22 protein-coding genes are annotated in these 21,286 nt (G+C 73.2%); 11 read left to right on the forward strand and 11 right to left on the reverse strand.

The window, feature by feature from the left end; genetic code table 11:
- Positions 1-19: 19 nt before the first annotated feature.
- The 4 genes from ACY1JF_RS12885 to ACY1JF_RS12900 all read right to left on the reverse strand — a co-directional run bounded on the left by ACY1JF_RS12885 (position 20) and on the right by ACY1JF_RS12900 (position 5,177).
- Complete coding sequence (locus ACY1JF_RS12885; RefSeq protein ID WP_462705195.1) at positions 20-871, reverse strand: endo alpha-1,4 polygalactosaminidase; 852 nt, start codon at positions 869-871, stop codon at positions 20-22.
- Between the two features lie 143 nt (positions 872-1,014).
- Positions 1,015-3,321, reverse strand: a complete 2,307-nt coding sequence (locus ACY1JF_RS12890) for an FdhF/YdeP family oxidoreductase (protein WP_462705196.1) — start codon at positions 3,319-3,321, stop codon at positions 1,015-1,017.
- 30 nt (positions 3,322-3,351) lie between these two features.
- Positions 3,352-3,837, reverse strand: coding sequence for an SRPBCC family protein (locus tag ACY1JF_RS12895; RefSeq protein WP_462705197.1), 486 nt, complete (start codon positions 3,835-3,837; stop codon positions 3,352-3,354).
- A 98-nt stretch (positions 3,838-3,935) separates the two neighbouring features.
- Positions 3,936-5,177: a glycoside hydrolase family 16 protein gene (locus ACY1JF_RS12900; RefSeq protein WP_462705198.1), complete on the reverse strand. Its 1,242-nt coding sequence runs from the start codon at positions 5,175-5,177 to the stop codon at positions 3,936-3,938.
- A gap of 429 nt (positions 5,178-5,606) precedes the next feature.
- Between ACY1JF_RS12900 and ACY1JF_RS12905 the strand changes: the two genes are divergently transcribed.
- Positions 5,607-6,659, forward strand: coding sequence for a YncE family protein (locus tag ACY1JF_RS12905; protein WP_462705199.1), 1,053 nt, complete (start codon positions 5,607-5,609; stop codon positions 6,657-6,659).
- A gap of 4 nt (positions 6,660-6,663) precedes the next feature.
- Here ACY1JF_RS12905 and ACY1JF_RS12910 read toward each other — a convergent pair whose 3' ends face one another.
- The 4 genes from ACY1JF_RS12910 to ACY1JF_RS12925 form a co-directional block, all read right to left on the reverse strand.
- Complete coding sequence (locus tag ACY1JF_RS12910; RefSeq protein ID WP_462705200.1) at positions 6,664-7,464, reverse strand: GNAT family N-acetyltransferase; 801 nt, start codon at positions 7,462-7,464, stop codon at positions 6,664-6,666.
- A 146-nt stretch (positions 7,465-7,610) separates the two neighbouring features.
- Positions 7,611-8,966: a D-alanyl-D-alanine carboxypeptidase/D-alanyl-D-alanine endopeptidase gene (gene dacB, locus ACY1JF_RS12915; RefSeq protein WP_462705201.1), complete on the reverse strand. Its 1,356-nt coding sequence runs from the start codon at positions 8,964-8,966 to the stop codon at positions 7,611-7,613.
- A gap of 300 nt (positions 8,967-9,266) precedes the next feature.
- Positions 9,267-9,815: a DinB family protein gene (locus ACY1JF_RS12920; RefSeq protein ID WP_462705202.1), complete on the reverse strand. Its 549-nt coding sequence runs from the start codon at positions 9,813-9,815 to the stop codon at positions 9,267-9,269.
- Between the two features lie 85 nt (positions 9,816-9,900).
- Complete coding sequence (locus ACY1JF_RS12925; protein WP_462705203.1) at positions 9,901-10,911, reverse strand: helix-turn-helix transcriptional regulator; 1,011 nt, start codon at positions 10,909-10,911, stop codon at positions 9,901-9,903.
- A 149-nt stretch (positions 10,912-11,060) separates the two neighbouring features.
- Here ACY1JF_RS12925 and ACY1JF_RS12930 point away from each other — a divergent pair, with 149 nt between their 5' ends.
- The 4 genes from ACY1JF_RS12930 to ACY1JF_RS12945 all read left to right on the forward strand — a co-directional run bounded on the left by ACY1JF_RS12930 (position 11,061) and on the right by ACY1JF_RS12945 (position 14,398).
- Complete coding sequence (locus tag ACY1JF_RS12930) at positions 11,061-11,483, forward strand: VOC family protein (RefSeq protein ID WP_462705204.1); 423 nt, start codon at positions 11,061-11,063, stop codon at positions 11,481-11,483.
- Between the two features lie 156 nt (positions 11,484-11,639).
- Positions 11,640-12,215 carry an aldo/keto reductase gene (locus ACY1JF_RS12935; protein WP_462705205.1) on the forward strand — a complete coding sequence of 192 codons (576 nt, stop codon included), beginning with the start codon at positions 11,640-11,642 and terminating at the stop codon, positions 12,213-12,215.
- 4 nt (positions 12,216-12,219) lie between these two features.
- A complete protein-coding gene (locus ACY1JF_RS12940) occupies positions 12,220-13,353 on the forward strand; it encodes a winged helix DNA-binding domain-containing protein (protein WP_462705206.1) in 1,134 nt (377 codons plus the stop codon).
- 118 nt (positions 13,354-13,471) lie between these two features.
- Complete coding sequence (locus ACY1JF_RS12945; RefSeq protein ID WP_462705207.1) at positions 13,472-14,398, forward strand: hypothetical protein; 927 nt, start codon at positions 13,472-13,474, stop codon at positions 14,396-14,398.
- Here ACY1JF_RS12945 and ACY1JF_RS12950 read toward each other — a convergent pair.
- Positions 14,292-15,128, reverse strand: a complete 837-nt coding sequence (locus ACY1JF_RS12950; RefSeq protein ID WP_462705290.1) for a carbohydrate ABC transporter permease — start codon at positions 15,126-15,128, stop codon at positions 14,292-14,294. The two genes, ACY1JF_RS12945 and ACY1JF_RS12950, sit on opposite strands and share 107 nt — an antisense overlap.
- Here ACY1JF_RS12950 and ACY1JF_RS12955 point away from each other — a divergent pair.
- The 4 genes from ACY1JF_RS12955 (at position 15,066) to ACY1JF_RS12970 (ending at position 18,488) form a co-directional block, all read left to right on the forward strand.
- The gene (locus ACY1JF_RS12955) at positions 15,066-15,569 is read left to right on the forward strand and encodes a substrate-binding domain-containing protein (protein ID WP_462705291.1); all 504 of its coding nucleotides are present in this window, start codon (positions 15,066-15,068) and stop codon (positions 15,567-15,569) included. The genes ACY1JF_RS12950 and ACY1JF_RS12955 overlap by 63 nt on opposite strands.
- A gap of 63 nt (positions 15,570-15,632) precedes the next feature.
- On the forward strand, positions 15,633-16,166 hold the full coding sequence (locus ACY1JF_RS12960) for a hypothetical protein (protein WP_462705208.1): 534 nt from the start codon (positions 15,633-15,635) through the stop codon (positions 16,164-16,166).
- Between the two features lie 86 nt (positions 16,167-16,252).
- Complete coding sequence (gene htpG, locus ACY1JF_RS12965; protein WP_462705209.1) at positions 16,253-18,151, forward strand: molecular chaperone HtpG; 1,899 nt, start codon at positions 16,253-16,255, stop codon at positions 18,149-18,151.
- Positions 18,152-18,245: 94 nt separating this feature from the next.
- Positions 18,246-18,488 carry a hypothetical protein gene (locus ACY1JF_RS12970; RefSeq protein WP_462705210.1) on the forward strand — a complete coding sequence of 81 codons (243 nt, stop codon included), beginning with the start codon at positions 18,246-18,248 and terminating at the stop codon, positions 18,486-18,488.
- 16 nt (positions 18,489-18,504) lie between these two features.
- On the opposite strand, the gene ACY1JF_RS12975 is transcribed toward ACY1JF_RS12970, so the two are convergent.
- Both ACY1JF_RS12975 and ACY1JF_RS12980 read right to left on the reverse strand, forming a co-directional pair.
- Positions 18,505-18,768, reverse strand: a complete 264-nt coding sequence (locus ACY1JF_RS12975) for an HU family DNA-binding protein (protein ID WP_462705211.1) — start codon at positions 18,766-18,768, stop codon at positions 18,505-18,507.
- Between the two features lie 110 nt (positions 18,769-18,878).
- Positions 18,879-19,340 carry a MarR family winged helix-turn-helix transcriptional regulator gene (locus ACY1JF_RS12980; RefSeq protein ID WP_462705212.1) on the reverse strand — a complete coding sequence of 154 codons (462 nt, stop codon included), beginning with the start codon at positions 19,338-19,340 and terminating at the stop codon, positions 18,879-18,881.
- A gap of 90 nt (positions 19,341-19,430) precedes the next feature.
- Here ACY1JF_RS12980 and ACY1JF_RS12985 point away from each other — a divergent pair, with 90 nt between their 5' ends.
- Complete coding sequence (locus ACY1JF_RS12985) at positions 19,431-19,805, forward strand: VOC family protein (RefSeq protein WP_462705213.1); 375 nt, start codon at positions 19,431-19,433, stop codon at positions 19,803-19,805.
- 734 nt (positions 19,806-20,539) lie between these two features.
- The gene (locus ACY1JF_RS12990) at positions 20,540-21,274 is read left to right on the forward strand and encodes a serine hydrolase (protein WP_462705214.1); all 735 of its coding nucleotides are present in this window, start codon (positions 20,540-20,542) and stop codon (positions 21,272-21,274) included.
- Positions 21,275-21,286 lie beyond the last annotated feature (12 nt).

Below are 21,286 nucleotides of genomic sequence, written 5' to 3' on the forward strand. Positions count from 1 at the left end.
GGACGCCGGCCGTGCCGCCTCACACGTCGTCGCAGGTCTCCCGGAGGTGACCCGAGCGGCCCCCGGGCAGGACGTCGAGGTCACGCCGGACGATGCTGATGTCCTCGCCCCAGCCCGCACAAGCCGACTCCAGGCCCTGCTCGTCGTACTCGATCACCAGGACGGCGTCACCGAACGCGCTGACGTACTCCCCGCACTCGGTGTACTTCCCGCACTCCTCCGCCACGGCGAAGTCCAGGCCGACCCTCTCGCGGTCCCCGGCGAGCTGCGGGGTGTTCTTCTGGCCGATGGCCAGGCCCGCCTCGTGGGCGTGGGCGGCGAGCAGCGTGAGGAACGCCTCGGCGTCGCCGGCGCTCAGCAGCCCCTTGGGGGCCCGGGTGTAGCTGTCGTAGTTGTCCGGCTCGACCGCGTCGTAGCCCTGGTCCGCGCAGCCGTCGATCCAGCCGTTCACCTTCTCGGCGATCCGCTCGCGCTTGCCGGCGGTGCCGATGTCCAGCATGGCCTCGCCCCAGTCCTCGTCCATGACGACCTCACCGTCCTCGTCGCGCAGCAGGAGGTCGGAGTCCCAGTCCCGTTCGGCGCCGGGCTGGGCCTGGAAGGCGTTGACGTAGCAGATGTTGTAGAGGCCGGCGGCGGGCTCCGCCGTGTGGTCGCGTACGACGACCCGCACGCCGTCGGGCGGGGCGTAGGGGCCGCCGAGCTGGTAGTCGAACCCGGTGTGCGCGGGGGGCGGCGTCACCTCCGCGGGAGCCGCGGCCTCCGGGCCGTTTGCGGCGCCGCTCGAACACGCCGTGACGAGCAGAGCGGTGAGGGCGGTCGTCACGGCGAGGACGGCCGCGGAGGGGCGGGTGCGGACGCGGTGGCTGCGCATGGCTGACGGGCTCCATCTGGCGGACACGTCCCCGCCTCGGACCCCGGGCGGGGTCCTGGCGACTCGGTCCGGGCTCGCGGCGCGGGGACCGCACACCGGCTGGGCATGTCTCGCAGCAACCTAGACGACGCCGAAATCGCACGTCAAACCGGGGTTGTGGCGGGCTCCAGGCGCACCACCAGCCCCTTGGACGCCGGTTGGTTGCTGAACTCGGCCACGCTCTCCAGCGGCACCAGGACGTTGGTCTCGGGGTAGTACGCGGCGGCGCACCCGCGGGCGCTGGGGTAGGCGACCACGGTGAAGCCGGCGGCGCGGCGCTCGGTACCGTCGGGCCCCACGCTCACCAGGTCCACCCGCGCCCCGTCGGCCAGCCCGAGCGCGGTGAGGTCGTCCGGGTTGACCATGACCACCCGGCGGCTGCCGTGGATGCCCCGGTACCGGTCGTTGTTCGTGTACGGGACCGTGTTCCACTGGTCGTGGGAGCGCAGCGTCTGCAGCAGCAGGTGCCCCTCGGGGACCTCGGGCATCCGCCAGTCGTTGCGGGTGAACCGGGCCTTGCCCGAGGCCGTGCCGAAGACCCCCTCGTTGACCGGGTTGGGCAGCCTGATGCCGCCGGGCCGGGCGACCCGCCGGTTGTAGTCGTGCAGCCCCGGCACGATCCGGGAGATCCGGTCGCGGATCGTCCCGTAGTCGGCCTCGAACCGCTCCCACGGGATCCGCGCCGTGCCGTCCAGGGTGTGGCGGGCCAGCCGGCAGAGGATCGCCACCTCGCTGAGCAGCAGCCGGGAGGCGGGTTCCAGCCGCCCGCGTGAGACGTGCACCTCGCTCATGGAGTCCTCCACCGTGACGAACTGCTCGCCGGTGGCCTGGACGTCGCGCTCGGTGCGGCCCAGCGTCGGCAGGATCAGCGCCGTATCGCCGCACACGGTGTGCGACCGGTTGAGCTTGGTGGAGATGTGCGCGGTCAGCCGGCACCGCCGCATGGCGTCCTCGGTGACCTCGCTGTCCGGGGCGGCCCGCACGAAGTTGCCCGCCACCCCGAGGAAGACCTTGATCCGGCCCTCGCGCATGGCCTTGATCGAGTTCACCGAGTCCAGGCCGTGGTGCCGGGGCGGCTCGAAGCCGAACTCGTCGCGCAGCGCGTCCAGGAAGGAGTCGGGCATCTGCTCCCAGACGCCCACCGTGCGGTCGCCCTGCACGTTGCTGTGCCCGCGCACCGGGCAGGCCCCGGCCCCGGTCCGGCCGAGGTTGCCGCGCAGCAGCAGGAAGTTGACGATCTCCCGGACGGTGGGGACGCCGTGCCGGTGCTGGGTGACGCCCATGGCCCAGCAGACGATGATCCGCTCGCTCGCCAGCACGTCGTCGCGCACCTTCTCGATCTCCGCCCGGGTGAGCCCGGTCGTGCGCAGGATGTCCTCCCACGCCACCGAGCGGGCGTACCGGGAGAACTCCTCGAAACCGGAGGTGCTGGAACGGATGAACTCCTGGTCGAGCACGGTGCCGGGCCGGGCGTCCTCAGCCTCTAGGAGCAGCCGGTTCAGCCCCTGGAACAGCGCGAGGTCGCCGCCGATGCGGATGCGCAGGAACCGGTCGGCGATCTCGACGCCGCGCCCGATCACGCCCCGCGGCTTCTGGGGGTTCTTGAACCGCAGCAGTCCCGCCTCCGGCAGCGGATTGACCGCGATGATCCGGGCGCCGTTCCGCTTGGCCGCCTCCAGGGCACTGAGCTGACGCGGATGGTTGGACCCGGGGTTCTGGCCCACCACGAAGATCAGGTCGGCGTGGTGCAGGTCCTCCAGGCTCACCGTGCCCTTGCCGGTGCCCAGCGTCTCGTGCAGGGCGAAACCGCTGGACTCGTGGCACAGGTTGCTGCAGTCGGGCAGGTTGTTGGTGCCGAAGGCCCGGGCGAACAGCTGGAGGACGAACGCGGCCTCGTTGCTGACCCGGCCCGAGGTGTAGAAGACCGCCTCGTCGGGCGAGTCCAGCCCCTGCAGCTCCCCGGCGAGCAGCCCGAGGGCTTCCTGCCAGCCGATGGGCTCGTAGTGGTCCGAGCCCGGCCGCTTCACCATCGGCTCGGTGAGCCGGCCCTGCTGGTTGAGCCACCGGTCGGAGCGCCGGCCCAGCTCGGTGACGGAGTACCGGCGGAAGAAGTCGGCGGTGATCCGGCGCGTCGTCGCCTCGTCGTTGATGTGCTTGGCGCCGTTCTCGCAGTACTCGTTGGCGTGCCGGTGGCCGGGGGCCGGGTCGGCCCAGGCGCAGCCGGGGCAGTCGATGCCGCCGACCTGGTTCATGGTCAGCAGCGTGGTGCCGGTGCGCCGCAGCGAGGTCTCCTCAAGGGAGTACCGCAGCGCGTGCGCCACCGCGGGGGCGCCCGTGGCCCAGGTCTTGGGCGGTTCGACGGTCAGGTTCTCCGCGGGCTCGTCACCGGGGGACTTCTGCGGCTTCGGCATCAGGCGGGTGCCTCGCTTCCTGGGATCGGGTCAGCCGTGCGGCCAGTGCGGGACCAGGCTCCTGGCCGGCTCGGTCTCCGCCGGCAGGACGTGACCGTCGCGGATCGTGCCCCGCCACGCCCCTGATGCTTCCCCCAGTCCCTCGATGAACTCCTTGAAGTGCGCCAGCGCGGGTCCCAGGACGCGCCGCGTGATCCCGAGGGGGTCGGCGGGGTCCATCCGCAGCGTGACCGACGTCCGGTCCGGTGCGAGCGGGAGGAACGCGGCCTCGCCGCGTACCCGCGTACCGAGCACCCGCCAGCGCACCACCGTGTCCGGCCGCTGTTCGACGATCTCCGTCAGGAACTCCCGGCGCACGGGGCCGAGCCCGATCTCCCAGCGGATGAGCGTGGGCTTGATCTGCTCGGCGCCGCGCACCACGGGCACGAACCGGGGGAAGACCTTGAACTGGGTCCACTGGTCGTAGGCGGTGCGCACCGGCACCGCGATCTCGATGGTCTCTTCGATGCTGCTCATGACCCGCCCGTCTCGCGCGCTCGTCCCGTCCCAGTGTCGGGTGCCCTCCGAGGGGCCGCCACATGTCCTGGTCCTGCCGCGCGACTGCCGGGCGGACCTCATCCGGCCACCCAGACCCTGACGTGGTCGACCTGGAGATCGGCGGGGGTGAGCGTCGGGCCGCCGAAGGACCCCTGGGTGTTCTGCATGACCAGATGGTGCGGGGAGCCGACGACGCCCGAGGTCTGGGTGTGCACCGGCTTCCCGTCGTAGAACCAGGTGATCCGGCCGGGCTCCCACCGGTGTCCGAAGGTGTGCCAGCCGGTGAGGGCACCGGACGGGCAGTGCCCCCGGTCCGTGTCCGTGGCGTGCCAGTACGAGCAGACCTCGCCGGACAGGCCCTCCATGGTGTCGGTCTCACCGTCCCGGGGCCAGGACTCGCCGGTGTCCCACAGCGCCGGCCAGTTCGCCACCTCGCCGCCCGCCGACGGCACGCGGGCCCGGTACTCGACCGCGCCGTACCGGTAGGAGAACTTGCCCCTCGTGTTCACCTGGGCTCCGGTGTGCCCGCGCGCCTCTCCCTTGCACGTGGCGTCCTCCCCGGTCAGCCTCAGATGCAGCGTCCCGCCGGACACCTCGACGTTCCGCGTGTCGTAACAGGCGTCCTCGGCGCTGTTCACCGGGCCGGTGACGCCGGTGCCGAACCAGCCGGTGTTCCACTTCGAGGTGTCCAGGGAGTCCCCCTCGAACTCGTCGGAGAACCGGAGCTTCCACACGCCGGACGGATCCCACGAGGGACCGGTACCGGCCCTGTCACCGGCACCACCACTGTCACCGGCACCCCCACCAGCGATGTCACCGGCATCAGCGCTGTCACCGGCACTCCCACCACGACCCTCACCGCCCGGCTCCCCCTCAGGCGCCGCGCCGACCTCCAAGGGGATCGACGGCAACGGATGCCACACCCCGTCCGTGTCCTGCCACGAGCCGAACATCGTGTACGACCCCGCGGGGAACCCCCGCGCCTGTGAGGTGAAGGTGTGGCCCGACGGGCACAGCCGTACGCCGGACTCCGCGCCCGGGAAGTCGAGGTTGCGGCCGGCGCCGTCGCGTACGGCGACCGTGACCCGGTCCGCGGTGACGCACCGGTCCGCGGTGATCTCCAGCCGGGCCGGCGCGCGCTGACCGGCGGTGAGGTGCCCCGGCCCGAGGCCGAGCTGAGTGACCCGGGGAGCTGAGGGATCGCCACTGGCCGCGGTGGCGAGGGAAAGGGCCGCCGTCGTGACGGCCCCGGCGGTGACGAGAACGCCGATACGCGGTGAGCGCGGCTTCGGCCTGGCGTGCCGGGGTGTCTTTCCCATCGCGTGATTCCCCTCCGGTACGGCGAGGTGGGCCGGGACGAGGCAGGGTGCTCCGCCCATTCTGGAAGGGGGAGCCGTTGTCCGCCGAGGAAAAGAAGAACATTTCCGTGATCGGCAGCGAGGTCACCGACGCGCTGCCGCGCTTCGGCCGGGCCGGCCTGGAAGCCGGTTCGCCGCCGGTCCCGGGGAGCCTGCGTTTCCCGATGCGGCTCAGGCCCGCCCTGCCCCCGTTCCTCCGGACTCGCCTTCGGCGTCAAGGACGAGCAGGAGTTCCGCAAGGCCGCCGCCGGGAACGAGACGGTCCGCCGCGATCCGCCGCAGGGCGCCGCTTCGCCGAAGATCCCATTGGCTTAGGCTTACCTAAGCTTTGCCTCGGGAATACCTTCAGCCTGCCCTCGTCAGTGGGGCACCCGCAGAAAGACCGCGCCCATGCCTGTCCTCCACCGACGTGTCCCCCTGACCGCCGCGGGTGCCGTGGCCCTCGCGCTGGCCGGCGCGCTCGTGCCGGCGAACGCCGAGGCCGCGGCGCCCGCGGCGTCCGTCACCTCCGCTCCGCTCGTCCAGGGGCTCTACCAGTCCGCGTACTCGGAGCGCAACGACGTGCTGTGGGCGACGGCGTCGGTGGGCCAGCCCCCGGCGGCGGTCACCCGGTCGCAGCTGGTGCGGCTCGACCCGGACACCCTGGAGACGGAGGCGGTCTACGACGTCCCGCTCGACGAGACCGACGGCACCATCGAGGCGGTCTACGGCATCGACGTCGACGACGAGCACAACACGGTGTGGGTCACCAACACCCGCGACGACAGCGTCGCCGTCTACAGCCAGCGCACCGGCCGGCGCCTCGCCACCGTGCCCGGCGTCGAGCACGCGCGGGAGGTCGTCGTGGACGAGGAGCGCGACCTGGTGTGGGCGAGCGCCTACGGCAGCGGCTCGGTCGTCGCCTTCGACAGCCGTACGTACCGGGAGGTCAGGCGCGTCACCGTGGCGGGGGCCGGTCCGACGGGACTGGCGCTGGACGAGCGGACCGGCGCCGTGCACGCCGCCGACTTCACCCACGACCGCGTCCTGAGCATCACCCCCCGTTCCGACGTCCCCCGGATCACCCCCACCGGTGACGGCCCCCTCTCGGTCTCGCTCTCCGCCGACGGCCGCACCGCCTACACCGCCGACCAGGGCGCGGGCACGGTGTCGGTCGTCGACCTGCGCAAGGGGAGGGTCACCCGGTCCATAACCACCGGCGAGGGCGCCAAGTCCGTGGCCACCGACCCGCGTTCCGGCCGGGTCCTGGTCGTCAACCGGCTGGCCGCCAGCGTCTCCGTCGTCGCCCCGCGGCCGGGCACCGTCACCGAGACCCTCGCCACCGCGGCGCTGCCCAACCACGTCCACGTGCGCGACGACGGCACCGCCTACGTCCTGGACAAGTCGGCCTCCGGGCCGGGCGGCGAGGACCGCGTCACGCGCATCACCCTCGCCGCCCGCTGAGACGTCAGCCGTCGAGCCCGTAGAAGCGGATCGGCGAGTTCGGCCGGAAGCCGATGCGCGGGTACACGGGCGCACCGGCCTGCGTCGCGTGCAGCGTCGCCCGCGTCAGCCCGGTGGCCCGCGCGCCCTCGTGCAGCGCCTTCCTGGTCACGGCCTCGCCGTAGCCCCGGCGCTGCCACTGGGGGTCGGTGGCGACGAGCGCCACGAACAGGCGGCCGTCCACCGGCAGGGCCCCGGCGCACGCCACCGGGACCCCGTCGCGCAGGGCGAGATAGGCGTACACGTCGTTCTTCCAGAGCGCGGAGCCGGCCAGCCCGTCGCGGCCCTCGTCCAGCGGGAAGCCGTACGCGCGGGAGTTGAGGTCCGCGTAGGCCGTCAGGTGGTCGTCGGTGCGCACGCGTACGAACGTCAGGTCGGGGTGGCCGGGGTCGGGCACGGGCAGCAGGTCACCGGCCATGCCGGTGCCGGGGAAGGCGAGTTGCAGCCCCGCCCGGCCGGCCGCGTCGTCCAGGGCCGCGCGGGCCCCGTCGTCCAGGAGGTCCTCGAAGAGCCAGAGGAAACCGGGGCGCCGCTTGGACCGCATGACGTCGGCGGCCTGGGCCAGCCGCCGGGCCAGGAGGGCGGCATCGGGCTTCACCTCGGTCAGCGTGACACAGTTCCAGAAGGCGAAGCGGCTGTCCGCCCAGCGGACGGCGATGCCCGGCAGGTCGCGTACGTCCGCCCCCGGGTCGCGGTCGAGGACCATGACCCGCCACACCGCGGCGAGTTGCTCCATCGATTCGGTCGAGTCCGCGAGATCCTTCACCGAAACTCCTCAAAAGGTCATGTGTGTGGAGAGCTGCCGCGCGGTCAACGAGCGGGAGCGGCCCCGGGTTCACGCGTCCGCGCGCCGCCGGTGGGCGGCGCGCGGACGGGCCGTGCGAGGGCGGTGGCCTCCTCAGGCGCGGCGGCTCAGGCCCAGCAGCCGTTCACCGTGGCGGCGAGGCCGTCCATGGCGTCCTTGATGTCGGCCGGGGCGGCCGTGGAGTTGTTCTCGATGAACGAGAAGATCCGCCACTCGCCGTCCTCGGTCCGCGTCACACCGCTCAGCGCGATAGCTCCGGTGAGGGTGCCGGTCTTGGCCCGCACCTTGCCGACGGCGCACTCGGAGTCGGCGTCGTCGAAGCGTCCCCACTCCGGGCCGAGGCTGGCACCGGCCTCGCCGGCGACCGGCAGGCCGTCCAGGATCGAGCTGAGGGCGGGGACCTCGGTGATCGAGTCGAGGAGCTGCGCGAGGGTGGCCGCCGGGATGCGGTCGGCACGGGAGAGACCGCTGCCGTCGTACATCTCGAAGCTGTCGAGCGAGATGCCGTACGAGCTGAGCACCTGGCGGACCAGCTCGACACCGCCCTCGAAGGTGGCGGGCTTGCCCATCTCCACGGCGGTCATCCGCAGCAGGGTCTCGGCGATGTTGTTGTCGCTGGTCTTGAGCATCTGCTTGACGACGGCCGACAGCGGCGCCGACTTGTGCTGCGCCACCGGCACGTCGGACTGCTTCGCCGTCGCCCGGCCGACCTCGCCGTCGACGGTGACGCCCTGCGCCGCGAGCTTCTCGGCGAAGACGTTGCCGGCGTCGATGGCCGTGTCGTCCACCGCGGCGCCGTCGACGACGAGCGAGCGGACCGGGGCCACCTCGGTGGGGTAGTAGCCCTCGTTCCAGCCGTTGGCGAGGGCCGGCTCGGCGAACAGGCTGTCGTCCACGCGGACCTTGATGTCGGTGACGCCCGCGGCCTTGAGGCCGTCGACCGCCGTCTTCGCCATCTCGGCCAGGTCGTCGCTGGTGAGGGTGCGGTCGCCACCGCCGACCAGGGTGAGGGTGCCGTCGCCGTAGACGACCTTGGTGGTGAACTCGTGGTTCGCGCCCAGCAGCGTCAGGGCGGTGGTCGCCGTGGCGAGCTTGGCGTTGGAGGCCGGCATGAGCGCGGTGGAGCCGTTGTGGTCCCACAGGGCGGTGTCCGAGTCGGCGTCGAGGACCACACCGCTGACGTCGGAGCCCAGGCGTTCGTCGGCGACGCGCTCGGTGAGGTTCTTCACCAACTGCGCGTCATCGGCGTCGAGGCCGTCGACCGAGACGCCCCGCGCCGCCGTCGTGGGGGCGCTGTCGGCGGCGAACGCCGAGGTGCCGGCCAGCGTGGCCGAGGCCACCGGCACGGCCATCGCGAGCACGAGGGCCCGGCGCGCGCCGACGCGGCTCACTCTCGCCCGGCGGTGCCGGCGGCGACCGCCGGGGGAGAAGGTGGTGGGGGTTTCGTCTGGCGTACCAGTCATAAAGGAAATCCAGAGATCGGGTACATCGTTCTGTGGGGTGGAACGGCGGGCACGTTACCAGCCGTCAGATGAGCGAATGAGATGCAGAATGATTGCGTGTGAACGAATTGCAACGAACCATGACCGGTTCGTGACGGCGCAGTCCGGAAAATCGCCCTTTTGACGAGGGGTGAATTACGCAGGTGCTTTCCGGATGCCCTCTCGAAGGCTTCCCCCGGGTGCTGCCGGGCACGTTCTCCTGCCCTTCGGTGCAAGGAATCGCGGCGGGACCGGCCGCCCGGTGACGCGGCACCGGCCGTGTCACATCCCGACGGCGCCGTCGAGGCGTTCGCGCAGCAGATCGGCGTGCCCGTTGTGCCGGGCGTACTCCGCGATCATCTGCACCATGATCGTGCGCAGCGACACCGGCTCTCCGGTACGCGCCCGGATGCCCGTCTCCTCCAGCGTCGCCGCGGCGGCGACGATCCGCCGCGACCGTTCGCACTCCGCGCGCCAGACGGCGAAGGCCTCCTCGGGATCGCCGTCGAGCCGGTCGAAGTCCTGGTCCGGGTCGTCGTCGGAGTAATGCAGCAGCGGGACGTCCTCACCGGCGAACTGCATGCGCAACCACCACCGTTCGGCGCCGGCCAGGTGCCGCACCAGGCCGTGCAGGGACATCCCGGACGGCGGCACCGCCCGCGTGGACAGCTGCCCGGCGGACAGGCCGGAGCACTTCTGCTCGAACGTCGCCCGGTGCCAGTCCAGGAACGTGCCGAGCGTCTCGCGCTCGGTGCCGACGGAGGGCAGCGCGGGACGGGCGTCGTCGGCCCAACGGGGCGCGTAGTGCTGGGGTACGGGCGTGTCGCTCATGGTCCGCCTTCCGGTCCGGGGCCCCGGGGTTCGGCCGGGGTCCCGCGGAGTCTGGCAGGCACCACTGACATCGCCCGGCCGACGCTCACCCCGCCGGGGACGCGTCCGGCGCCTCGCCGGCCGCGACGGCACAGCGGCGGGCCAGCAGCGCGAACGCCTCGCGCAGCTCGGCGGGCCGGACGTCGTGGAGACCGGCGTCGAACCGGCCCATCGCCGAGGCCAGGCCCATCCACGACCAGGAGCCGAGCACCACCCGGCAGCGGCCGGGGCCCAGCGCCTCCACCAGTCCGTCCGCCACGTAGGGAGCGACGGAGGAAGCGGACACGTCCAGGACCGCCTCGCCCCGGCAGGGCCAGGCGGCCGGGCCGTCGGAGCCGTGGAACCGTCCGGCGACGAAGGCGGCCACATCGCCGCCCGGCACCTCGCGCGGGGTGAAGCGGGGGCCGGCGGGCGTGCGCGGGAAGACGCGGTCCACGCGGAAGGTGCGCCAGTCCTCGCGGTCCAGATCCCAGGCGAGGAGGTACCAGCGGCCCCGCCAGGCGATCAGGTGGTGAGGCCGCACCCGGCGCCGTGCCGCGCCGGCGTCCTCGGGGCCCGGGGCGGGGGAGGAGGCGGCGGTGTAGTCGAAGCGGAGTTCCGCACGGGCGTGGATCGCGCCGCTGATCTCCATCAGCACCCCGCTGTCCGCCTGCACCGGCTCGGCCCCGGGCGGGGTGACCACGGTCACCTGGAGCGCGGCGATCCGGTGCCGCAGCCGGGCCGGCAGTACCTGCCGGAGGGTGGTGAGGGCGCGGGCGGCGGCCTCCGCGATACCCGCGCCGGTCACGGTGGCCGTCCGGAGCGCCACCGCGAGGGCGACGGCCTGCTCGTCGTCGAACAGCAGCGGGGGCAGCTGCGATCCGGCGTCGAGGCGGTAGCCGCCGTCGGGTCCCCTGACCGCCGTGACGGGATAGCCGAGCTCCCGCAGCCGGTCCACGTCGCGGCGGACCGTGCGCGCGCTCACGTCGAGCCGGGCGGCCAGTTCCTCCCCGGGCCAGTCGCGGCGGGTCTGGAGCAGCGAGAGCAGCGCGAGCAGTCGTGCGGACGTCTTCGGCATGGGACACATCCTCCCCCCGGTAGCGGACACACCCTGTCCGCTACCCCTGCGAGTGTGAGGTCACCGACGCCGGCCGGGGTCCGACAAGGACCGTCAACGACCGGCGTCGGATCCGCATCCGTACGCAGCACCACAGGCCAGGAGCCCCCATGTCCGTCAAGACCACGACCCACCTCAACTTCCGGGGCGACGCCCGCGCCGCGCTCGACTTCTACTCCTCCGTCTTCGGCGGCCAGGTCGTCGTCGTGACCTACAAGGACACCGGGAACGTTCCCGTCCAGGCCGAGGCGGACTGGGTGATGTGGGGCCAGGTGACCGCGGACAACGGCTTCCACGTCATGGCCTACGACGTGCCGTCCGCGATGCCGTACCACCCGGGCGAGAACCCCGTCTTCGTCTCGGTGCGCGGTGACGACGCCGACGAGATCACCGGCCTGTGGGAGAAGCTGTCCGCCGGCGCGACCGTCGTGCAGCCGCTGGCACCCTCCGCCTGGGCACCGCTGTACGGCATGCTCAAGGACAGCTTCGGCGTCGTCTGGGTGCTGGACGTCGCCGCCCCGTACAACGGCTGACCTCCCCCTCCTCCGCCAGCGGGGTGGGGCCGGGCCCCCGGCCCCCCCCCCCCCCCCCCCCCCCCCCCCCCGCCGGGGGGGGGGCGCCCCCCCCCCCCCCCCCCCCCCCCCCCCCCCCCTCCGCCCCTTCCGCCGCGAACCAAGGGAACCACCGCTGTGAGAACGCGTGCGCCGGGCCGCACCGGCATCCAGGTCAGCGCCTGCTGCCTGGGCACGATGACGTCCGGCGAACTGGGCAGCCCCGACCACGAGGACCGCGCCCGGATGGCGCACCGGGCACTGGACGCCGGGATCAACTTCATCGACACCGCCGGCGTCTACGGCTACAGCGGGACCGAGGCCATCGTCGGCAAGGCGCTGGAGGGCCGGCGCGACGACGTGGTGCTGGCCACCGAGGCCAACGGCCCGATGGGGGAGGGCCCCGACCGCGGCGGCGGCTCCCGGCGCTGGATCGTCGCCGAGGCGGAGCAGTCGCTGCCCCGCCTGGCCATGGCCTTCGCCACCGCCCACCCCGACGTCAGCTCCGCCGTCATCGGCCCCCGCACCGCCGAGCAACTGGACGACCTCCTCGCGGGCGCGGCCACCGCGCTCGGCGACGACGTCCTCGACCGGATCGACGAGATCGTCCCGCCCGGCACCGACGGGGACCCCATCGACGTGTCCCGCACCCCGCCGTCCCTCACCCGTCCCGCCCTGCGCAGGCGCCCGGCCGGTGAACGGGCCGCGGCCTGAGACCATGACGACCGTCCTCGACACCCGCGCCCTGAACCGCGCCACCCTCGCCCGGCAGTTCCTGCTCGACCGGGCAGCCGCCCCCGCCCTCGACGTCATCACCCACCTGTGCGGCATGCAGGCCCAGGAACCGCAGGAGCCCTTCACCGGACTCTGGTCGCGGATGCGGGCCTTCCGGCCCCCGCACCTGGACACGCTGCTGACGCGGCGCACGGCCGTACGCACCCACCTGATGCGCCGCACCGTCCACCTCATGGCCGCCGACGACGCCCTGGCCTGGCGTGCCCGGCACGACAGCATGCTGCGGCAGCGGGTCGTGACGACCTACCGCGCCGAACTCGCCGGCCTCGACCTGGAGGAGGTCGCGGCGGCCGGGCGGGCGGTGACGGCCGACGGCCGGCCCCGCACCATGGCCGAACTCGTCCAGGCCCTCGAAGACCGCTGGCCGGCGCCGCCCCGCCGGGTCCTGGGCGAGCTGCTCGTCGCCGCCCTCGTCCCCATGGCCCAACTGCCGCCGCGGGGACTGTGGCGGGCCAGGGCGGGCGTACGCAACCTGCCGCTGGCGACCTGGCTGGGCAGGGCCCCCGCCCCGCTCCCCGCCGACGGCTCCGACCCCGTGGGCCAGAGCCTGGTCCGCCGCTACCTGGCCGCCTACGGACCCGCCGCCTCCGCCGACCTGCGCTCCTGGTGCGGCCTGACCGGACTGCCCGCCGCCGTCAAGGCCGTACGCGACGAACTCGTCACCTTCCGCGACGAGCGGGGACGCGAACTCCTCGACCTGCCGGACGCGCCGCGCCCCGACCCGGACACCCCCGCACCCGTCCGGTTCCTGCCGGCGTTCGACAACGCGATCCTCGGCTACCACGACCGCACCCGCGTCATCGACGACGCCCACCGCGGCCTGTCGGTCGCCGGCGAACGGGTCGTCCTGGTCGACGGCCGGGTCTCCGCCACCTGGACCATGGACCTCGGCACCCTCGTCGTCGCCCCGCTCAGGTCCCTCTCCCCGGCCGAGCGCGCCGACGTCACCGAGGAGGGCCGGGCGCTGGCCGCCTTCCTGACCGACGACGGCACCGACGACGACCCTGACGCCACCGGCGCCACCGACGGCCGCGTACGGCTGGAGCGGCACGGCTGACCAGGGCCCGGCGTCCCAGCCGGCGGCGGCCACCACCTCCCGCGCGACGCCGGTGACCCGGCGGCCGTCCGTCACCATCCGCACGACAGCCCGCGCGGGGCCCGCCCGTCGGGGAGCCGTGCCCCGCGCGGGCTGCCGCGCCACCCTGCTCTGGGCCTACTCGGCCGGACAGGACGAGAGTGACCACCGGATGGCGCTGCGCGTCCGGCGGAGCGGCGACGTGGGCCGCACCTGGCCCTGCCTCTCCTCGTGCGCCGTGGCCACCGGCACCGGCGGCCTGTGGGAACCGGAGTTCTCCCTTGCCTCGGACGGCGCGCTGGTCTGCCACTACTCCGACGAGACGGACGCCGCGCACAGCCAGAGACTGGTCGCCGTACGCAGCTACGACGGCCTCACCTGGCAGGGCCGCCACGACACCGTCGCCAGCGGCCTGCGGACCGACCGGCCGGGCATGCCGGTCGTCCGCGAACTGCCCGACGGCACCTGCTTCATGAGCTACGAGATCCGCACCCCCGGCGGCCGGTACCAGTGCGTGGTGCACTACCGCACCTCCGCCGACGGCTGGAACTGGGGGAGCGTCACCGACCTGGGCGTCCGCCCCGAGACGGTCGACGGCGAGTACTTCCGCGCCACGCCGACCATCGCCTGGGCCCCGGACCCCAGCGGCGGCGCCGACGGCCGGCTGCTGCTGATCGGGCAGCGCCTGCTGAACAAGGACGGCAACGTCGCCGCCGAGAACGGCCGGACGATCCTCGCCGACACCGAGAACGGCAGCGGCCCCTGGTACGAGATCGAGGCGCCGGTCGTCGTGCCCGACCCGCAGGTCAACTACTGCCAGAACTACAGCTCTCCGCTGCTGCCCTCGGCCGTGGCCGAGGGCAGCAGCGGAGAGCCGGCCGCCTCCCGGGGGCTCAGGGGCGTTGCGGTGGCGGACACGGTCAGTCCTCCCGACGGAAGAGGCGGAGCTGCACGAGCGAGACGACGAGGATCAGCGCGAAGAAGAGGTACGAGACCGCCGAGGCGTAACCGAACCGGTAACCGGTGAAGCCGACGTCGTACACGTACTCCAGGACGGGACGGGTCGAGCCGCCCGGCCCGCCCTTGGTCATGATGGAGATCTGGTCGAACACCTTGAGCGAGGCGAGGACCTGGAGCATGGCCACCAGCGCGGTGGTGCGGCGCAGTTGTGGCAGCGTGATGGACCACAGCCGGCGCCAGGCGCCCGCGCCGTCCAGGGCCGCGGCCTCGTCGAAGGCCGTCGGCAGGGACTGCAGGGCGGACAGGTGGAGCAGGAAGTTGAAGCCGACCGTCCACCACACGGTCAGGGCGGCGATCGACCACATGGCGACCGACTCGTCGGACAGCCAGCCGACGGGCTCCATGCCGAGGGCGTCCAGGAGCTGGTTGGCGAAGCCCAGGTCCGGCTGGTACAGCCAGGTCCAGATCAGGGTCACCACGGTCACGGGCAGCAGATAGGGGGCGAAGAACGCCAGCGGCCAGGCCCACTGCCCGGCGATCCCGCTGTGCACCAGCAGGGCCATCGCCAGCGCGACCAGCACCAGCGGGACGCTGGAGATCACGGTGAAGAAGACGGTGTTGCCGAGGCTGCTCCACACGTCCGGGTCGTCGAACGCCTCGGCGTAGTTGTCGAAGCCGGCGAAGGACGTGTCGCGCAGCGTCAGCGAGGAGTCGGTGAGGCTCATCCACAGGCCCTGTACCAGGGGCCAGACCAGGAAGAGCGCGAACAGCAGCAGGAACGGCAGGACGAAGAGCAGGCCGGAGCCGGGGGAGCCGACGGAGCCGAGGCCGTGGCCCGGGCGCTGGGCGCGGGCCACCGACCCGACGCGCTGCTCTGCCTCAACGACCAGCTGGCGCTGGGCGCGTTGCGCACCCTGTACGAGCACGGGCTGCGGGTGCCCGAGGACGTCGCCGTCATCGGCTTCGACGACGTGGAGGGCGGACGGTTCAGCACGCCGACGCTGAGCACCGTGGCGCCCGACAAGGCGGCGGTGGCCCGGATCGCCGTCGAACTGCTGCTGCGGCGGATGGAGGAGGCCGCGGACCCGGCCCCGGCGGACGCCGCCGCGGCCGGCGTCCGCTCGCCCCAGGACCTGGTCGTGGCCCACCGGCTCGTGCTCCGGGAGAGCACCGAGGGAGCCGCGCGGCGCGCTCCGCACGATCAACAGAACATGAGGGACGGAAAGTTGGGTAAATGAGATCAACATCTGATTGGATTGGGCAGGTGAACTTGCGTTCCTGTCCGTGAAAGGCGCTCGCTGATGTCTTCCGTCCTCGCCCAGGCCCCGACCGTCGTTCCGTCCGCCTCGCGCGCGGCGACGGACCATACCGGTGCGTCCGTGCGCGGCGGCAGGACGGCGGGCCGTTTCCCGGCCGGGCACCAGGGCGCCCTGCGGGTCGCCACGCCCAGTTACCGGCCCGACGCCCCGTACCCCGCCGTGCCGTTCGAGGCGGACGGCGCCGGCGTGCTCCGCGTCATCGCCGACCCCCGCACCCCGGTCTTCGTCACCGTGCACGCCGGCGGGCGCCGCCGCTACGGCTACTGGCAGCCGTACGACTCCCGGACCAAGCGGGGCGGCTGCTACGTCGCCCTGCCGACCGCGGCCTGCGAGGAGCTGTACGCCCAGGGCCGCATCGCGCTCGACGGGCCGCTGGTGGACCCCGCCAAGACGACGTACCGCGTCCGCCCCGCCGGCGCCCCGGCGCGGCCCTCCCGCCTGCCGGCCGCGCCGGCGCGGACGCCGGTCCCGCCCCTGTCCCCGGCGCGTGCGGTGCCCCGGCCGCTGGCCGCCTGAGGTCCACGGTACGTACGGCGTGACCGGCTGCTTTACAGTGTCTGCGTCAGTTCTCGGAGCAGTGACCTGTGAGGTGCCCAGCAACCATGCCGGCCGCAACGTTTGAGTTCCAGGTAGAAGCCCGTCAGCTGTTGCAGCTGATGATTCACTCGGTCTACTCGAACAAGGACGTCTTCCTGCGCGAGCTCGTCTCCAACGCCTCCGACGCGCTGGACAAACTGCGCCTGGAGGCGCTGCGGGACGACACCCTCGACGCCGATGTGTCCGACCTGCACATCGAGATCGAGACCGACAAGGACGCCCGTACCCTCACGGTGCGGGACAACGGCATCGGGATGTCGTACGACGAGGTCGGGCAGCTCATCGGCACGATCGCCAACTCGGGCACGGCCAAGTTCCTCCAGGAGCTGCGGGAGGCCAAGGACGAGGGCAGCGCCGAGGGGCTGATCGGCCAGTTCGGCGTGGGCTTCTACTCCGGGTTCATGGTCGCCGACGAGATGACCTTGGTGACCCGGCGGGCCGGCGAGACCCAGGGCACCCGCTGGTCGTCGCGCGGTGAGGGCACGTACACCCTGGACACGGTCGAGGACGCGCCGCAGGGCACCTCGGTCACCCTGCACCTGAAGCCGGCCGACTCCGAGGACGCGCTGCACGACTACACCTCCCCCTGGAAGATCCGCGAGATCGTCAAGCGGTACTCGGACTTCATCACCTGGCCGATCCGGATGACGCCCGAGGCCGGTGAGGACGGCGCGACGCCGGAGCCCGAGACGCTGAACTCCATGAAGGCCCTGTGGGCCCGCTCGCGGGACGAGGTGTCCGACGAGGAGTACCACGAGCTCTACAAACACCTCAGCCACGACTGGCGCGAACCGCTGGAGACGATCCGCCTCCAGGCCGAGGGCACCTTCGAGTACCAGGCCCTGCTGTTCCTCCCCTCCCACGCCCCGCACGACCTGTTCACCCAGAACTACCGGCGCGGGGTGCAGCTCTACGTCAAGCGTGTCTTCATCATGGACGACTGCGAGGCGCTGCTGCCGCCCTACCTCCGCTTCGTCAAGGGCGTCGTCGACGCGGCCGACCTGTCGCTCAACGTCTCCCGTGAGATCCTCCAGCAGGACCGGCACATCCAGCTGATGCAGCGCCGGCTGACGAAGAAGGTCCTGTCCTCGGTCAAGGAGCTGATGACCGGCTCCCCGGACAAGTACGCCACGTTCTGGCGGGAGTTCGGGGCGGTCCTGAAGGAGGGGCTGGTCACCGACTCCGACAACCGGGACGCCATCCTCGCCTTCGCCTCCTTCGCCACCACCGGCTCCGAGGACGAGCCGACCACGCTGAAGAGCTACGTGGAGCGGATGAAGGACGGCCAGGACGCGATCTACTACATGACCGGCGAGTCCCGGCAGGCCATCGAGAACTCCCCGCACATGGAGGCGTTCCGGGACCGCGGCATCGAGGTGCTGCTGCTCACCGACCCCGTCGACGAGGTGTGGGCCGACGCGGTGGGGGAGTACGAGGGCAAGGCGCTGAAGTCCGTCGCCAAGGGCGACATCGACCTCGGTCCGGACGGCGACGGCAAGTCCGAGGAGGAGCGCGAGAAGCAGAGCGCCGACTACGCGGACCTGCTCGGCTGGCTGAAGGAGCAGCTCGGCGCGGAGGTCAAGGACGTACGGCTGTCGTCCCGGCTCACCGTCTCCCCGGCCTGCGTCGTCTCCGACGCGCACGAGATGACCCCGGCCCTGGAGCAGATGTACCGGGCGATGGGCCAGCAGGTGCCGGAGACCAAGCGCATCCTGGAGCTCAACCCCGACCACCCGGTCGTCAAAGGCCTGAACGAGGCGTACGCGGAGCGGGAGGACCGTACGTCCCTCGTGGAGACCGCGGAACTGCTGCACGGGCTGGCGGTGCTCGCCGAGGGCGGCCAGCCGAAGGAGCCCGCGCGCTTCGTCAAGCTGATGACGGACCGCCTGGAACGCACGCTGTAGCACGCACGCTGTAGTACGCACGTTGCAGTACGCGGATCGGGGGTATCGGGACGGCGACGGTGATCAGACGGCCGGAAGGGTGACGATGGGTTCGGTGGCTCAGTTGCGACAGCTCAGGGCCGTGTACACGGGCGGGGTGGCCGCCTGGTCCTTCTGCCTGCTGCTCGGTGTGGTCACGGGTGAGGGCTCGGCGCGGCAGACGGTTCTGCTGCTGGCCCTGCTCGCCGCCTTCCTGGTGCTGCTGCTGTGGTCCACCTGGTGCCTGTGGGAGGCCGGGGCCCGCCGCCCGGCGGACCGGGCGCGGGGCGCCGGGGGCGGGTACGCCGACCGGTCGTAGCGCACGGCCGGCGGGGTCAGCGGACCCGGTCCCGCAGGTACTCGGTGAGGGCGGTGCCCGGCCGGAAGGCCGCGGTGCCGTCCTCGCCGTGGAAGCCGCCGAAGCTGCCCAGGGACACCGTCTCGCCGCCGCGCAGGGCTTGGGCGATGACGCCGGGCCGGTCCACGGTGCCGAAGACGGCGTCGAAGACCCTGCCGACCTCCTCCGGGGCCAGCGGCCGTTCGCCGCCGTGCCCGGCGGTCGCCGCGGAGGCCGCTTCGATCAGACGTGCCTTGTCCATGAGCCGTACCCGTCCCTTCCCGTGGGGGTGGAGCGCCACGGTGGGACCACCGTGGCTGACACTCCCCCCAGCATCCGGGCGGTCCGCCCCGGGCGCACGTCGGGCCCGGCTCACCCGCCGAGCGCCGCCGCCATGGTGTCCAGGTCGGCGAGGAGGGCCGTGAGGCGCTGCCCGGGGACGGCTTCGATCATGCGTTCCTCGATGGCGTAGACGGCGCCGCGGGCCGCGCGCAGGCGCTGCCGCCCGGCCGGGGTGAGGTGGACGGGCAGGGCCCGGCCGTGGTCGGCGCCGGCCGCCCGGGTGATCAGACCCGCGTCCATGAGACCGCGCAGGACCACGTTGGCCGACTGCCGGGTGACGAAGGTGCCGCGGGCCAGGTCGGCGTTGGACAGACCCTGTTGTTCGTCGAGGAGCTCCAGGCAGGAGTACTGCGGCACGGTGAGGTCGTGCTCGCGCAGGGCCCGGTCCATGGCGCCGCGCAGGGCGGCGGCGGCGCGCTTGAGGCGGTAACCCACGTGTTCGGTGACGTCCTTGGCCGGATGGGGCGAGGGTACGGGTGTGTGGTCTTCCATGTCAGCATTTTGACATGGGGGAGGGGTGATGCCTACAGTCGGGCATGTCAAAGTCCTGACATCACAGTTCTGTACTCCCTCGGAGGAACCATGTCCGCAACCGCCGTCGAAGGTCCCGATTTCGTCGCCCTCCAGATGAGGGACGTGCCCGCCGCGGCCGCGTTCTTCGAGGAGCGCCTCGGACTGCGCCGGGCCCCCGCCTCGCCGCCCGGCGCGGTCGTCTTCGCCACCAGCCCGATCGCGTTCGCCGTCCGCGAGCCGTTGCCGGGCGTCGACCTCACCGGCGACGCGCGCCCCGGCCTGGGCGTCGCGCTGTGGCTGCGCACCCCGGACGCCGGCGCGGTGCGCGAGCGGCTCCTGGCGGAGGGCACGCCGGACGTCAGCCCTCTTCAGGACAGCCCGTTCGGCCCGGTGTTCTCCTTCACCGGCCCCGAGGGCTACCGGCTCACCGTGCACGGCGGCTGACCGCGGACGCGTGGGGGAAGCGACGCGAGCGTCGCCCGCGTCCCCTCCCCGGACGTCGACGGCGGCGGATGCGCCGGTCCGGCCGTGGCCGCACGCGTGCGGTGCCCGCTGAGCTCCGACTCCCGGTACGGGGTGGCGGGGCGGACGGTCATCGGCTGCCGTACCCGGACGGGCCGCACCGCCGCCGTCACCCCACCGCCCGCGCCGCGGGACCCGCGGAGCGGGCCGTCCGCGGTTTTGCCGGGCACCCGGCGGCCGGCCCCGCCGCCGGGTGCCCGGCGGACTGGAACGGGGGGCGCGAAGAGGCAAGCACCGGACGGCGCGGACAGTGCCTGTGCAACTTCGGGCGCGGCGGACGCCCCGGCCGGCGGGGAGGCCCGGCACCCCGCGGCCACCGCCCGGGTCCACCGCCGCGGCCGGAGGGCCACCAGGACCGCGACGGCCCGGCGGGCGCCCGCACCAGTTCCGTTCTGGTCCGGCGCGGCGCGCGGGACGGCAGGGCGATCGCCGCGAGGACGGCGTACCCGACCGCGATCGGGACCGCCCAGCCGGTCACGAAGTGGGCGACGGCGACGGTGACCGGCTGGTGCAGGACGTACAGGGACAGCACGGCGGCGGGGAGGCCACCGTGGAGGCGCCGCCGTGCCGTCGGTGCCGGCACCGGTGGCGGCTGCGGTGCCGCGCCACGGCCACGAGGACGTCACCCGGTGGGCCGGGGGCGTGGTGCTCGAGACGTGCCGCGTGTGGGCGGCGGTGCGGGGACCGGGGCCGACGGCTCCGCCGCCCTCGAAGGGGACATGCCCGGACACCCCTGTCCGCGGCCGGACGTCCGCCGCCAGGGCATCGGCGCGCTCCCGCCCGGCGAGGCCCGGCGGCACGGCCCGCACGCCCTGTCCCCGTACGTCCTCCAGCGGGACACCGGGCACGCGCTTTCTACGAGCGTCATGGCCCCCGCGTCCTCGACACGAGCGGCGGCAGCCGGAGCAAGCGACGACGCGGCCGCCAACCCGATCCTGGAGGAACTCGGCGGCCCCGGGAAGGTCGAGGCGGCGCTGCGCGGACTGGGCGACACCACGACCGACCTCGACCGCGTCGAACCGGAGCCGAACGAGGCGACGCCCGGCGACGACCGGGACACCAGCACCCCGCCCGCCCTCGCCGCCGACCTGCGCCGGCTGCTGCTGGAGGACCGTCTCCCCGAGGCCCGGCGGCAGACGCTCGGGGACTGGATGGCGCGGAACACGACCGGCGACCCCTGCATCCGGGCCGGTGTCCCCTCCGGCCGGAAGGTCCAGGACAAGACCGGCGCCGGCGGCTACGGCACCCGCAACGACATCGCCGTCGTCCGCCCGCCGGACGGCGCCCCGGCCGTCGTCGCCGTCCTGTCCGACCGCGGGGTGAGGGACGCCGCCTCCGACGACGCGCTGATCGCGGACGCGACGAAGACGGTCGTCGCCGCGCTGAGCTGAGCGTCATCGTCC

The sequence above is a fragment of the Streptomyces sp. SYSU D01066-1 genome, assembly GCF_054956795.1.